A 14,697-nucleotide genomic window follows, 5' to 3' on the forward strand; every position below is an offset into this window, starting at 1 on the left:
TTATTCATTAAACAAATTTTCTTTCTTTTTTTGAAGATGTTTTTTTTCAAGAACATTCGTTACCGTTTTTAAAGCCAAATCAATGTATTTGTTAGCTTTTTCTGAATTATTAGTTTTAATGAAATAATCAGCTTTGGTGCCATAATACAAGTAAGCGCGTTGCTCAAAATCATCAGACTTAATATCGTTTAGATAAATTTTTGCCATATGGTAATCTTGTTTTTGTATGCAAACTACTGCCATATTTAAAACATGAATTGGTGTAGGCTGTAATCTATTTAAACATTGATACCAATAATGTATTTTATCCCAATTAGTGTCTTCAAAACGAGTAGCTTTTAAATGTTCGGCAGCTATAGCGGCTTCGTAATGGTAACAGGAAAGCGTTTTATCTTCAACAGCTTTGTTCATCATACTATTTCCCAGTTGAATTAAAGGAAAATACCATTTACTTCTATCTTGATGCTGTAAATCTAAAATTTCATTTTCGGCATTGGTTTTTGTTTCTAATCGTGCCGCATGAAAACACATTAATGCACACAAAGCATAAGCTTCCGAATTGCGAGTGTTTTTATTTTTTAAAAGGAGTTGTGTTAACCGAATAGCTTCTCCGCATAAGTCTGAACGTATTAATTTGTCTTTTTTGTTTGAATGAAAACCCTCATTAAAAATCAAGTAAAGTACTTCCAAAACACTGTCTAACCGTTTTTGTAATGCTTTTCCTTGTGGGATTTCAAATTTTAATTGCGATTGTTGAATGGCTTTTCGTGCTCTTGCTAAACGTTTTTTAATAGTGTCTTCTTTGGTAAGTAAAGCTGATGAAATTTCTTTAATACTAAAACCAGAAACCGTTTTTAGAGCAAACGAAATACGATCTCTTGGATCCAGTTTTGGATGACACGCTGTAAAAATCATGCGGAGTTGAGCGTCTTCTATTTCAGTATCTAAAAAGAGTTCGTTTATGGCAATGGCGTCCGTTCCTTGATTGATGTTTGGAAGATATTTTTGTTCGGTTTTTAGTTTTCTAAAAATATCTAAAACCCTGTTTTTAGCCACTTGTGTTAACCACGCTTCTGGATTGTCTGGTTGGTTGTTTCTCCAACTTAAACTAGCTTTTATAAAGGTGTCTTGTACGGCATCTTCAATAATTTCGAGATGTTTAAGCCCAAAAATTCGAGTTAAAATAGAAACCATCTTCCCGCTGTGATGGCGAAAAAGATGGTCTATGAGTTTGGGTTCCATTAGTGGTCAAAAACCATAATTTCACGAATCTCCACGGTGCCTCCCAAATCGTAATCTGGAAAATCTTGGGCGATTTTTTCAACTTCATCAAAATTTTTGGCTTTAACGGTGTAATAACCACCAACAATTTCTTTGGCTTCGGCTGAGGTTAAATCGGTAACTGTTCTGTTTTTACCAACAATACGTCTAATTTGTGGCGTTAAAGCTTCACCACCTTTTAAAATGCCTGCTTTTTCCATTTTGTCGCCCCAGGCAAACCATTTTCCCATTCTGGTTTGTAATTCTTCAGGTGAAAGCCCTAAATCGGTGTAATCAGCTCCAATAAAAATCATCATAAAATCTTTCATAATTGTTTTGTGTTTGGTTTATATGGTTAAGACGTTTATCAAGATTTAAAAGGGGACAGGTTTTTCAAATTTATTAAACTAGTGTGGAAATAGAAATATAATTTTTTAAACTTTGCTTAACGATTTGAATAAAAGAGACTGTTTTAATGATGTTTATTTTTTATTAGAAAGATCATTTATCCAATCTTGAATGGTTTTTAAATAATTAGGATGGATTTTTGACCAATAAGGGAAATCGCTTTCTCCAACATAGTAGATGGAATGAGAGGCTCCATCTAATAAAACAATTTTAAAATTTTTATTACCTGATTTTGTAAGTGCATTAGCGATGAGTTCGTGACTATTCGAAGGAATTATTTCATCTAATTTCCCTTGCAGAATAAGGACTGGTTGCTTTGTTGTTTCAAAGTAAGGAATTGGACTGTATAGAAGTTTTTTATCTGTTTGAACTTCATCTAAGCTTGGTATCCAAATATTAGCAAACCATGATTTTGATTTTTCATTATCAATGGCCTTTTCTAAATCTACTCTAGATAGTTCTCCTGCTATAAATTTAAATACCTTTCGTTGCAATGCAGTTGCATCCTCAATTTCATCTCCTAAAACTTTAGTGTTTCTATTTGTCCAATAGTTCAAATCACTTTCTAGTAGAGTAACTCCAGGACAACTTACCGCAACTCCAAATTCAAGGTTTTCTATTTTACTTAAAATAAAAGGGATTTTTGTGGCTCCTTGGCTACTACCTTTTATTCCAATATTCTTAAATGGAATACCAGTCTTGTCAGAAAAATATTTTATAGCATTGATATCATCTGCAGATAATTCTTCAATTGTTGCAACTTCCCAATTACCCTCGGAATTCCCAGTACCTCTTTTGTCATAATGAAAAGTAGTGAATCCCATTTGCGCAAATAATAGGGCTTCTGCACGTGAAGCACTTCGATCTGCATTTCCAGAAGAAGTTAAAATTATTAGAGCTTTATCTTTATTACTTGAATGAAAAATAGTCCCGTTTAAAGTAAATCCATTGGATTCAAAACTAATTTCCTCACTTTTGGGTGTTTTGCTATCATCTATAAGTTCCTTTTCTAATACATAGTAGGTTTTAATGGTGTCAACAGTAAGTGAACCTTGAAGCTTATTATTGTTTTCAATCCATTTATTTTTGAAAGAGTAAGTGTAAAAATCACTTTGTAACTTAAAATTTATTGAATCATCGCTTACTTCAACATTTTGAAATGGAATTCGGTTGGCATTTTGCTCTAAACTCGTGAAGAAAGCTTTAAAATTAATAGAATCGCTTTCTATTTCAAATAGTATCTTATCAGAAAAATTACCGTACTCAATTATACCCCTAAAATCCCCCGTTTTGTTACTTACTTTGGTTTCAGGGTTTGGTTTGCATGAAAATATTCCAAATGCTATGAAGATAATAAGTTTTTTTTTCATAATATATTGTTTCTAATTTTAGGATATAGATAGTTCAGTTACCCATATTCCGAGTTAGGTGAAGTTCGGCTTTTTTTTGAGAATATCAAAAAAACAAAAAAAAGCCATTTCAATTAAGAAATAGCTTTTAAAATATTAAGAGTTAAATAGAGATCCTTTTCTTAAAAAGGAATTTATTATTCTCCCAAAAACGGATAACGATAATCTGTTGGTGTTACAAAGGTTTCTTTAATTAACCTTGGCGATACCCAACGTAATAAGTTTTGTGCACTACCTGCTTTATCGTTAGTTCCAGAAGCACGAGCACCACCAAAAGGTTGTTGCCCAACTACAGCGCCTGTTGGTTTATCATTTATATAAAAGTTTCCTGCACTGTTTTGTAAAGCTTCAGTAGCTTGTGTTATAGCGTATCTATCTGTAGATAAAATGGCTCCAGTTAATGCATATTCACTGGTTTCGTCTACTAATTTTAAAGTTTCCGCGTAAGCGTCATCTTCATAAATATAAATAGTAATTACTGGTCCAAATAACTCAGTACACATGGTGGTGTATTTTGGATTACTTGTAACAATAACAGTAGGTTCAATAAAATACCCTTTGCTCTTATCATAATTTCCACCAGCAATAATTTCGGCATCTTTATCTGCTTTAGCTAGGTCTATGTATTTAACCAGTTTATCAAAAGAGCCTTCGTGAATTACTGCGGTTATAAAGTTGCTCATATCTTCAGGAGAACCCATTTTAAATGAGTTAACATCTTCTAAAAGATATTTTTTCACATCTGCCCATAAACCTTTTGGAATGTAAGCACGAGAAGCAGCACTACATTTTTGCCCTTGAAATTCAAAAGCACCACGTGCAATAGCAGTAGCGACTTGTTTTGCATTAGCCGATTTGTGAGCTACAATAAAATCTTTACCACCAGTTTCTCCAACAATTCTTGGGTAGGTTTTATAGTTATGAATATTTGTTCCTATTTGTTTCCAAAGTTCTTTAAAAATAAATGTAGATCCTGTAAAGTGCAATCCAGAAAAATCTGGACTAGATAATACCGTTTCTGTAATCATAACTGGGTCGCCAAAAACAACGTTTATAACTCCTGGAGGTACACCTGCTTCTTTAAATACATCCATAATTACTTTTGCAGAATATACTTGGCTATCGCTAGGTTTCCAAACTACTACATTACCCATTAACGCCATACAAGCTGGTAAGTTTCCAGCAATTGCGGTGAAGTTAAACGGGGTAACAGCATAGGTGAAACCTTCAAGCGGACGATATTCAACGCGGTTCCAAGCATCACTTGTGCTTTCTGGTTGTTCCATGTAAATATCGGTCATAAACTGCACATTAAAACGCAAGAAATCTATAAACTCACAGGCCGCATCAATTTCAGCTTGATGAATGGTTTTAGATTGCGCAATCATAGTTGCAGCATTTATTTTGGCTCTGTATGGTCCAGCAATTAATTCGGCTGCTTTTAAAAAGATACCCGCACGTTGTTCCCAAGGCATTTGAGACCATGTTTTTCTAGCTTCTAAAGCAGTTGCAATAGCATCATCAATATGTTTTTTTTCTGCAACATGATATGTTCCAACCACATGTTTGTGGTCGTGAGGTGGCGACATGGTTCTGGTATTTCCAGTAGTTACATCTTCACCATTAATATATAAAGGGACATCCACTTTGCTGTTAAACATTGATTTGTAAGCCTTAAGAACAGCATCTCTTTCTGGAGATCCTGGAGCATAAGATTTTACAGGTTCGTTAACCGCAATTGGCACATTAAAAAAGCCTTTTCCCATGATTTTTGATTTTTTGTTATTGAATTTTCAGTAAATAGGTCACAAATTTAAGAATTTTTAAATCAATATAGTGTGTGTTCTACTGTCAAATAACTGTTAATATTTAGTTTATTTTTGTAAGTTGCAAATCGATTTTAAGACTACATTTTTTATGTGTACGGTTACAATTATTCCTAAAGCGGAAAATAATTTTGTGTTAACATCTAATAGAGATGAAGCGCCAAATAGAATATCGCTTGCTCCAGATTTTTATCAGGTAGAAAACACCAAACTGCTGTTTCCAAAAGATGAACTCTCTGGTGGTACTTGGATTGGGGTTAGTGATAAAAACAGATTGGTTTGTGTGCTTAATGGCGCTTTTGAATGCCATGTTAGAAAAGCAGAATATAGAAAGAGTAGAGGTGTTGTTGCCAAAGATTTTATGGTTTCTGAAAATGTTATTACAACCATTGAAACCTATAGTTTAATGGATATAGAACCGTTTACAATGGTAATTGCAGATTGGAATTCTACATTGCAATTCTATGAATTGGTTTGGGATGGTAACCAAAAACATATTTCAGAATTACCTTTGGAGCCAAAAATTTGGTCGTCATCAACACTTTATAATCCGACTATGAAAAAAGAACGATTACAATGGTTTGAAAGCTTTAAAGCCGAAAATAATTTAAGTGCACAGTCTTTATTAAAATTCCATAAAGAATCCGGTAATGGTAATGAAGATTATGGTGTTATAATGAATCGTGGTTTTGTAAAAACCACAAGCATCACACAAGTTGAAAAACAAAATGACGCTATAGCTATGCATTACGAAGGTCTTCAAAACAAAACAATTTCAAACAAAACATTCTACATTCCTCAAATAATTAATGAGTAGTACAGGTATTATTTTAACATTAGCGTACCCAGATACTATTGTTATGGTTTCTGAAGAATGGTTTTCTCCATATTTACGTTATTTAGGCGTTGGTAAAAAGAATTATTTACGCGCAGGACATGCAGCATTGGTTTTAATTAATAAGGAAAACGGTGTTTTAGAGTATCACGATTTTGGTCGTTACATCACGCCCGAACCTTCTGGAAGAGTTAGAGGAAGAGATACTGATAACGAATTACACTTTCCGTTAAAAGCCGAAATAGAAAACGACCAGATTAAAAACCTTGATGCTATTCTGGAATTTCTTGGAACACACCCAAAACTTACTCATGGCGATGGAAAATTAGTAGCATCAGTTTGTAATGCGGTAGATTACCAAAAAGCCAGAACACATATTACAATGATGCAAAACAAGCATTTTATTCGTTATGCGGCATTTATAAAGGATGCTTGTAATTGTGCGCGTTTTGTAACCGATAGTTTGATTGCTTCTGTAACAGATAAAAGGATTAAAAAGAAACTTGAAAACTCTAAATGGTTTACACCAAGTACAGTTGGTAATGTGGTTTTAGCTGATACTGAAGATTATGTTTTTGAAGTATCTGAAGCTGGACAAATATCAAAATTTGAAGGCTCTCAACAAAGTGAAAACATCCGTTGTTTTTTAGATAAGTTAAAAGACCATGAGCCAACTTTTGTGGGAACACTACATCCTAAACCAGTTGATGATTTGCATGAAAAAGCACAATGGTTATCTGGCATTGCAGCAGGAGCGTGGTTTGAGTTGCATAAAGTAGGGCATGATGTAGAGTATCATTTTAAGCGTATTTCGCCTTACGGAAATATTGATATTCATGAAAAGTTTGTTGTTGATGACGATTCGTTTGATTACGATTTAGAATTTGAGTTTATACACTACTCCAACTGCAAATTTTTTCATGTAAAGCAGAATGAACGTGTTTATAGGTTTGAGAGAGTTGGGTGATTTGATGAGGCTTAAAAACAACAAACTAAACGTGTTGTTGATAAATCGTTTTTAATCGTTCTTTGTTTTATTATAAATCAAAATAACTGTAATTATCTCTCCTAAATAATAGAATATTGATTGTGTAAAATATAAAATATAGTTTTTTCTTAAATATCCATAGTACTCTGTGAATCCTACGTTTTCTTTTCCAAATTCAAAAAATGATTTTATTGAAGGATACGAAATTTGAACAATTTGAATAATGAAATAGGCAGAAAAACTCCAAATAAGATATTTTAGAATGTTTTCGCAAATTGTTTTATAATTATCAAAAATCCAATTAATTAGATTGTTAATTAATATAACAAAAAGGATAAGGCCAACTAGTTCCGAAATCCAAAAAACCCAATAAGGTTGGGAGTCTAATGAAATTAGTAAATCCTTTGTGAAATCGGTAAAGCTATAACTTAAGCTAGAAATAAACTTATATGAAAATATTCCAAAACCGAAAAAACCAATTAATTCATTTCTTTTTATTTTCAATGAGATTCAATTTAAGGTTTGAGTTTTAATGTTTACCAACGTTTATGTATAAGATTTAGTTGCGGTTTTGTGTCCGAGGATTTTCCGCAGGAAAATCAAAAGTTAACAAACGAGCAACTAACTTTGGTTTAACTAAAATCAGCATTTTTTTATATGGTGTTACCACACGTTTTTATTAATTCCGATCAGTTGTCTCATTACTTGATTATATCTGTATATAATTCGCATTTTACTTTGGCTGGGATTAAATATGTAAACATAATCCACTTTATAAGTTTCAGCTATTTCTTCGCGTCTTTGCGTCGTCTCATCTGTTGGCCAATCATAACCAACTAATAGAATGTTTTGCTTTCTAGCTTTGAAATCTATTTTAGCTTGCAGTTCACTATATTTATTTTGAAATTCAGGTTCAAGAACAGAATCTCTGTGAATTGCTATTTTTCTGTCGGAAATGCGAAGTTTTAATGTATCCGAAATATCTTTAGTTTCAAATTCAAATTGTCCGTTAAAAAAGGGTGAATGTTCATTTACTTTAATTTTGACTGAATCTTTCAAAGAAACACTAATTTTAAAATTCCCTAATGAGTCAGTTTCCACTTCGGTTAAGCTGTCTTTTTGAAATAATTGAATTTTGCTTTTTCTTTTATTTAGATTTTTGGTGTATCTGTCATCAGTGTCTCTAAATAATGCGAATTTGGTAGCCTCTGATTTATAAAATTCCACTTTTCCAACTATTTCCTTTTGTGAGTAAAGACTTTGCTGGAAAATCAAAATGGTCAATATGAATAATATTTTTCTCAAATTTGCGCTAACGTTTATGTATAAGGAAAGTTGCGTGTTTGTGTGCGAGGATTTTCCGAAGGAAAATCAGAAGTTAGCAAACAAGCAACAAACTTTGGTTTAGCTAAAACTAGCAATTTTTTTATACGGTGTTGTAAAACGTTTTTTATTATTTTTAAATTCCGCTCAATATAATTCCGACAAATATTACAATCAACGAAGTCAAAAGAAACGGTTTTTTACTTTTATAAATATCCGAAATTAAATTCCAACAATACAAATAAATAAATATCGGAAACATAAATCCCAAATAAGCAAAGTCCTTTTCAATTGTCAAATCTACTCCAGCAAAAAACCAAAACAATCGCAAAAGAAAAAATAATGTTCCAAATAAAATCCAAATCGTATTAGTTTGAGCCATTCTCAATCTTATGTTTTTCTTTCTGTTAGTCCCAAAAGGTTTGCTCATCCACAAATAAGTTGTGAAACAAAATGAAAATCCAACTGAAGTAAAACCAATTAAAGTCAAATAATAAATTGAGAATTCATAACTATAGAAATTCGACCAGCTCAAGTCTGTGATAATTTCTCCAACATTGCACATTTTTAAAAATACTCGAAGTAATGAATTAAAAATTAAGCTAAATCCGATTCCGATTGCAATTCCGCTATAAAATTGGAACTTTCCAATTTCGTTTATCGTGAAGTCAGATTTGAGTTTTTTCAATTCAGCGTATTGTTTGGTCAAATGTTTTACAACGGTTACGTATATGAAATGTTGCGTGTTTGTGTGTGAGGATTTTCCGAAGGAAAATCAGATGCAAGCAAACAAAGCAACTCACATTGGTTAAGCACAAAATAGCAATTTTTTATATACAATGTTAGCATACGTTTTTTATATTTTCATTCTGTTTAATAATTCCTCAATTTTCAAAGGGATTTTTTCGGTCGGTTTCGCAATCAAATTTTTAGGATAAGAGAAATTAATATTGATTACCTTTTTTTCATTACGATACGTATAAATAGTATGAGTCATTTCACCAAAATCCCTTTTCATTAAGAATATCAATCTTTTATATTCAATGCCTTGAAAATTTGTGTAATCTTCTTTGATAAGTTGATTCTCCGGAAGGTCTAAAAAGTGTATTTTTATTCCTTCAAAGTAGTCCTTGTCGGATATTAAATCTTTGGAGAAGTCAGGCTCTATTTTTACGGAAAAAGAAGAATAATCAGTTGAATCACTCAGCATGACTAGAACCATATCATCATTATCAATTGGTTTGCTTAATTCCCATTTGTCATTGAAAACCAATTCTAAATCGAAATCAGAATATTTAGGTTTCCATGTTGTATGATTGTTTTTATTACAGGAAACCAAACATAAATTCAATGTTAAAATTATTAGGATTATGCTTTTCATAAATGTATGCTAACGTTTATGTATAAGGAAAGTTGCGTGTTTGTGTGCGAGGATTTTCCGAAGGAAAATCAGACGCAAGCAAATGAGCAACTAACTTTGGCTAAGCTAAAAATAGCAATTTTTTTTATACGGTGTTACCACACGTTTTTTATCCTTGAATGTCAACATTGGTCAGTTCGTTTTTTTTGTTTAAGTCCGCAACAATTTGGTGACCCCAAAACAAGTTTCCGTCATCATACACCAATTCAGAACTCAAATCGCCAAAAAATAATATTGAACCTAATTTTATTCTATTTATAAAATCCCTTTCCGTTATTATAGATTCATTATCATTTAGCCAACTTTGATTTTTTAAGGGAAGTAGTTTTTTTGCGATTTGACTATTTATTTCGTTTTTATTTTTTGATATCCAATTCAATTTTTGATTCAGTCCAATAATAAAATCGCTTTCACTCAACTCAATTTCCGAAGGATTGTATGTTATTTCAACTTTGTTTCCAAAAAGAATTGCACTCGTTGAATTCCTGTCATAATTTAATTCTTTATCTTCATTTATGCCTTTTTCTTCTTTCCATTTAGCAACAGTTTTGGCAAATTCCTCGTTTATAGGCGGAGAAGATTCATCGTCATAAAATGAATCCGTTTCTGTTTTAAAATCAGATTTTTTAAGATTGAAATTTGGATTTTTACTAAATCTAGAAAATATTCCCATTGTGTATTTTAAATGTGTGGTAACTCAAGGATATGAGTTATAAAGATAAAAATAATAAAAAGAAAAATACTAGTTTATAGCAAACGAAGCGCTTAGTTTAAAAGTAGGTATGGTAACTTTAAACTTTTTAGTGGTGGTAAAGTTTACCATATCGTAATGCCCTTGCATAGCACCAAAAGGTGAGGTAAGTAAGCAACCCGAAGAGTAGGTATGAGATTCGCCTGGTTTTAACACGGGTTTTTTACCAATAACGCCTTCGCCGGTTACTACTTCTACATTATTTAAAGCGTCTAAAATTTCCCAGTGGCGCGCATTAAGTTGTACAGAATCTTTGCTTTGGTTTTCTATAGTAATGGTGTAACCAAAGGCAAATTGTATTTTATAATTTTTATAAAACGAGCCTTCGTAGGTAGTGTCTACCGAAATTTTTATCCCTTTTGTTACTTGTTGAACCATGTTAACTATTAATAAACCATGCAATTACGCGGGCTAAAATAAGAAATATAAAGCAGTTGATGATAAATTTTAACGTATTGAGTTGAAAAATTAGTTAAACAACACTATTAATTCGAGATATTAACCGAACTACCTTCGCCAAAACCTATTATTTTATCGTAGCGAGCGCCTAAATCTCTGTAATATACAAGCACTTTATAATTGTTTTCGGTTTGGTAAAAATTTCCACTAACAAAACCTTCATCAATAGACTTATCGTTATTATCTACAACAAATTTGTAATTGTAAAACCCTTGTTTAAGTAACATGGTGTTTTGGTAAACGTTATTGTCTGGGTTATATGTCATTTTAGTGCTTTCATCTGTGGTGTAATTGTTGAAATTACCATACACATGAATGTTTTTGCCTTGTAAAGCTTCGTTAGCTAGTAAAGAAAAGTGTACCCAAACATAATCTGCTTCAATACTTGGGTCGTCTGCATCAATATTTAAAATCACATAATTTCCATTAATATCCGGGTTGTATGTATAAGGATTATTTGCTCTTTGAATATTCGTGTATAGATAATTGTGATATAAATCTTGTAAATCTATATACTGAATGCCTGTATTTGCGGCTCTAATGTCTTTGTTTTCAAAATAGAAATATTCATTTCCGCCCCAAAAACTCGTCTCATTATCATATTTATAAATAAGTTGATTGCCAACAGTGTATTGCGGTTTTATGTTTGAAATGGCTGTTTTTAAGTTGTTGTTTTGAACTATTACGGTTTTTATAGTTTGATTTGGGTTGTTAAGCTGCATACGGTTTGAAGCAATAACAATTTCTACACGTTGTTTTTCTTCAATATATTGAAGATCGCGCGCTCTTTTAATATTAACGCCCACATTTACTTCGTTTTCATAAATCATGAATTTTCTTGAGAAAACAAGTTCATCGTCATTATTATAAATAGAAAGTAAGTAATTACCAGAAACAAGAAGCCCTTTTGTAAATTGATTTGGGATAGTTAGTTTGTAATGTGAGTATATTTGATAGGTGTTATATGAATTCTCGTAATTACGTATGCGCTGATTATCAAATCCATTTAAGTATTCAGATTTCATTAAAACTGAAGGAGTCCAGTCGTAATTGAAATGTTCAAGTTTATAGTAATAATCTTCTTCATCACCATTTAATGCATCAAACTCTAAAACCACATATTCCCCTAATCTTAAAATAGGCAATTGTGTTTCTGGGGTATTGCCTTTAAAGTTTATGGTTTTAATATAGTCTGGAGGGTTTACTTCTTCAACTTGAGAAAAAGAAATTAAAGGCAGAAAAACAAAGAGAATAATTTGTTTAAACTTTATAAGCATTATTAAGGTGTTTTGCGTGTAAAGATAAACAAAATCCATGCCTAAACTTTTTCATTTATTTAGAATGAATATAAATAAATAAGTTGCAAAAATTTGAATGTATTTATGGCTATTAATTCGTATTTTTGCCCCGATTTTTAGACAACTAATTTCAATAAAATAAATATGTCAAACGACATTCGTATTAAAAAAGGTCTGGACATTAAACTTAAAGGTGAAGCTGAAAAAACTGTAGAACAGGCAATTATCAGCAACTACTGCACCATAAGACCAGAAGATTTTCACGGTGTTATCCCTAAACTTGTCGCAAAAGAAGGTACAACAGTAAAAGCTGGAGCTACTTTGTTTTACGATAAAACTCACGAAGCTGTTATGTTTTCATCACCAGTTTCAGGTAAAGTTTTAGAGGTAGTACGTGGACCAAAAAGACGCATTGATGCTATTAAAATTGAAGCTGATAAAACACAATCTTATGAAGATTATGGTAAATTCAATTTAGATAACGCATCTGCAGAAAGTGTTAAAGCGCATTTATTAGCATCAGGTTGCTGGCCGTTTATAAAACAACGCCCTTATGATGTTATTGCAAATCCAGAAAAATCGCCAAAAGCGGTATTTATTTCTGGTTACGCAAGTGCACCATTAGCTGCCGATTTAGATTTTACTCTAAAAGGTAAGGAAGCAGAATTGCAAGCAGCAGTAACAGCTTTGGGTAAACTTACCGAAGGTAAAGTACATGTGTCTGTAGGTAATTCTAATTCACCATTAGCTGGTTTAAGTGGAGTTACTTTACACAAAGTATCTGGTCCGCATCCTTCAGGAAACATAGGAACACTTATTAATAAAGTAAATCCTATAAACAAAGGAGAAATTGCTTGGACAGTTAACGCTCAAGACCTTGTTATTATCGGCGAGTTATTACTAACTGGTAAATTCAATGCAGAACGCGTTGTTGCACTTGTGGGATCTTCGGTTAAAAAACCTAGATACTTTAAAACAATTATTGGTAGCGAAGTTGCTACAATAGTTTATGATAATGGTGTTGAAAAAGATGGTAATGACCGTATTATCTCTGGAAATGTTTTAACAGGAAAGCAAGTTGAGGCAGATGGTAGTTTAGATTATTACAGCAATGTAATATCTGTAATTCCAGAAGGTGATGATTATGAGTTTTTTGGATGGACTAAACCAGTATTTAATAAGGTTTCTACATCAAGAGCGCTTACTTTTTCTTGGTTAAATCCTAAAAAGAAATACGATTTAAATACAAATACTAATGGAGAGCATCGTGCTTTTGTAACTACAGGAACTTACGAAGAAGTATTTCCATTAGATATTTTTCCAATGCAGATTTTAAAAGCTTGCATGTATCAAGATTTAGATGAAATGGAAGCTTTAGGGATGTACGAAGTTGCACCAGAAGATTTTGCATTAACAGAATTTGTTTGTGTTTCTAAGCAACCACATCAAAAAATAATAAGAGCTGGATTAGACTTAATGCTTAAAGAGATAGGATAATGGGTTTAAAAGAAAAATTACATAGTTTTAAAGAGAAGAACAAAGGCAAAAAATGGTTGCCTGCATTTTCTGCAATACATACATTTTTATATCTGCCAAATGAAACTACTCATGGTGGTACACACATTAAAGCAGCCGATGATTTAAAGCGTACCATGAATACGGTTATTATGGCATTGGTACCATGTTTGATTTTTGGAATGTTCAATGCGGGATATCAACATTACTTAGCTTTAGGTGAGATTGAATCTGCTAAAGGTTTTTTAGGGGCTTCTTTTTGGACTTTAGATAACTTAGTAGTTGGTTTATGGCAAGTATTGCCATTAGTAATAGTCTCTTACGGAGTTGGTTTAGCGGTAGAATTTATATTCGCCATTATAAAAGGACACGAAGTAGAAGAAGGTTACCTAGTAACAGGAATGTTAGTACCATTAATTGTACCTGTAGATATCCCTTTATGGATGTTAGCAGTAGCAGTAATCTTTGGTGTTGTAATAGGTAAAGAAGTGTTTGGAGGAACAGGAATGAATATCTTAAATCCTGCATTAACAATAAGAGCATTCTTATTCTTCGCCTATCCAACTTGGATGTCTGGAGATAAAGTTTGGGTGCATGGAGCAGTAGAACGTGATCAATTAATAGCTTCAGGACAAAACCTTGATGCTATCTCGGGTGAAACTATTTTGGGTAGTTATGCTCAAGGAAACTCGGTAGTATATGATTATTGGGATATGTTTTGGGGTTTAATACCAGGTTCAGTTGGGGAAACCTCAAAGTTCTTAATTATTATTGGAGCTTTATTTTTAATTTTTACTAAAATTGGAAGCTGGAGAATTATACTTAGTACTTTAGTTGGGGCACTAGCCATGGGACTTATTTTTAATTTTGTAGTAGATTCTGGTTGGATTTCAGAATCAAGTAAATTCTACGGATTAATGAGTGTTCCTTTTTGGCAACATTTAATAATAGGAAGTATATTATTTGGTGCCGTTTATATGGCAACAGATCCTGTAACAGCGTCACAAACCAATAAAGGAAAATGGATTTATGGGTTTTTAATTGGATTCATTTCCATTATGATTCGTGTATTTAACCCAGCATATCCTGAAGGTGTGTTTTTAGCTATTCTATTAATGAATGTATTTGCACCAACAATTGATCATTATGTGGTTCAAGGAAATGTAAAGAAAAGAATGAAACGTTTAAAAGTTAAAACAGCATAA

The 14,697-nt window shown here is 32.3% G+C and carries 14 protein-coding genes; 4 read left to right on the top strand and 10 right to left on the bottom strand.

The annotated features are described in order from the left end of the window. The 4 genes from MBM09_RS05485 to pruA all read right to left on the bottom strand — a co-directional run bounded on the left by MBM09_RS05485 (window position 1) and on the right by pruA (window position 4,843). A complete protein-coding gene (locus MBM09_RS05485) occupies window positions 1-1,194 on the bottom strand; it encodes an RNA polymerase sigma factor (RefSeq protein WP_238675839.1) in 1,194 nt (397 codons plus the stop codon). Window positions 1,195-1,241: 47 nt separating this feature from the next. Then, window positions 1,242-1,589 carry a YciI family protein gene (locus MBM09_RS05490; protein ID WP_238675840.1) on the bottom strand — a complete coding sequence of 116 codons (348 nt, stop codon included), beginning with the start codon at window positions 1,587-1,589 and terminating at the stop codon, window positions 1,242-1,244. 153 nt (window positions 1,590-1,742) lie between these two features. Next, a complete protein-coding gene (locus MBM09_RS05495) occupies window positions 1,743-3,038 on the bottom strand; it encodes a S9 family peptidase (RefSeq protein ID WP_238675841.1) in 1,296 nt (431 codons plus the stop codon). A 176-nt stretch (window positions 3,039-3,214) separates the two neighbouring features. Beyond that, window positions 3,215-4,843, bottom strand: coding sequence for an L-glutamate gamma-semialdehyde dehydrogenase (gene pruA, locus MBM09_RS05500; RefSeq protein ID WP_238675842.1), 1,629 nt, complete (start codon window positions 4,841-4,843; stop codon window positions 3,215-3,217). Window positions 4,844-4,994: 151 nt separating this feature from the next. On the opposite strand from pruA, the gene MBM09_RS05505 reads away from it, so the two are divergent. After that, window positions 4,995-5,720 carry an NRDE family protein gene (locus MBM09_RS05505; RefSeq protein ID WP_238675843.1) on the top strand — a complete coding sequence of 242 codons (726 nt, stop codon included), beginning with the start codon at window positions 4,995-4,997 and terminating at the stop codon, window positions 5,718-5,720. Beyond that, window positions 5,713-6,705 carry a DUF6695 family protein gene (locus MBM09_RS05510; protein ID WP_238675844.1) on the top strand — a complete coding sequence of 331 codons (993 nt, stop codon included), beginning with the start codon at window positions 5,713-5,715 and terminating at the stop codon, window positions 6,703-6,705. The genes MBM09_RS05505 and MBM09_RS05510 overlap by 8 nt, the downstream gene beginning before the upstream one ends. 51 nt (window positions 6,706-6,756) lie before the next feature. Here the strand turns inward: MBM09_RS05510 and MBM09_RS05515 are convergent, their stop codons facing one another. From MBM09_RS05515 to MBM09_RS05540, 6 genes are all read right to left on the bottom strand, one after another. Then, complete coding sequence (locus MBM09_RS05515; protein ID WP_238675845.1) at window positions 6,757-7,230, bottom strand: hypothetical protein; 474 nt, start codon at window positions 7,228-7,230, stop codon at window positions 6,757-6,759. Window positions 7,231-7,389: 159 nt separating this feature from the next. After that, the gene (locus MBM09_RS05520; protein ID WP_238675846.1) at window positions 7,390-8,031 is read right to left on the bottom strand and encodes a hypothetical protein; all 642 of its coding nucleotides are present in this window, start codon (window positions 8,029-8,031) and stop codon (window positions 7,390-7,392) included. Window positions 8,032-8,905: 874 nt separating this feature from the next. After that, complete coding sequence (locus MBM09_RS05525) at window positions 8,906-9,430, bottom strand: hypothetical protein (RefSeq protein ID WP_238675847.1); 525 nt, start codon at window positions 9,428-9,430, stop codon at window positions 8,906-8,908. A 148-nt stretch (window positions 9,431-9,578) separates the two neighbouring features. Continuing rightward, window positions 9,579-10,142 (bottom strand): DUF2262 domain-containing protein, encoded by a 564-nt coding sequence (locus MBM09_RS05530; protein ID WP_238675848.1) that lies wholly within the window; start codon window positions 10,140-10,142, stop codon window positions 9,579-9,581. A 69-nt stretch (window positions 10,143-10,211) separates the two neighbouring features. Further along, the gene (gene apaG / locus MBM09_RS05535; protein WP_238675849.1) at window positions 10,212-10,598 is read right to left on the bottom strand and encodes a Co2+/Mg2+ efflux protein ApaG; all 387 of its coding nucleotides are present in this window, start codon (window positions 10,596-10,598) and stop codon (window positions 10,212-10,214) included. Between the two features lie 107 nt (window positions 10,599-10,705). After that, complete coding sequence (locus tag MBM09_RS05540; RefSeq protein ID WP_238675850.1) at window positions 10,706-11,995, bottom strand: type IX secretion system plug protein domain-containing protein; 1,290 nt, start codon at window positions 11,993-11,995, stop codon at window positions 10,706-10,708. 126 nt (window positions 11,996-12,121) lie between these two features. Between MBM09_RS05540 and MBM09_RS05545 the strand changes: the two genes are divergently transcribed. Together MBM09_RS05545 and MBM09_RS05550 are read left to right on the top strand one after the other, a co-directional pair. Further along, window positions 12,122-13,474 carry a Na(+)-translocating NADH-quinone reductase subunit A gene (locus MBM09_RS05545; protein ID WP_238675851.1) on the top strand — a complete coding sequence of 451 codons (1,353 nt, stop codon included), beginning with the start codon at window positions 12,122-12,124 and terminating at the stop codon, window positions 13,472-13,474. Continuing rightward, window positions 13,474-14,697 carry an NADH:ubiquinone reductase (Na(+)-transporting) subunit B gene (locus MBM09_RS05550; RefSeq protein WP_238675852.1) on the top strand — a complete coding sequence of 408 codons (1,224 nt, stop codon included), beginning with the start codon at window positions 13,474-13,476 and terminating at the stop codon, window positions 14,695-14,697. The genes MBM09_RS05545 and MBM09_RS05550 overlap by 1 nt, the downstream gene beginning before the upstream one ends.

The sequence above is a fragment of the Flaviramulus sp. BrNp1-15 genome, assembly GCF_022259695.1.
Classification (GTDB): Bacteria; Bacteroidota; Bacteroidia; order Flavobacteriales; family Flavobacteriaceae; genus BrNp1-15.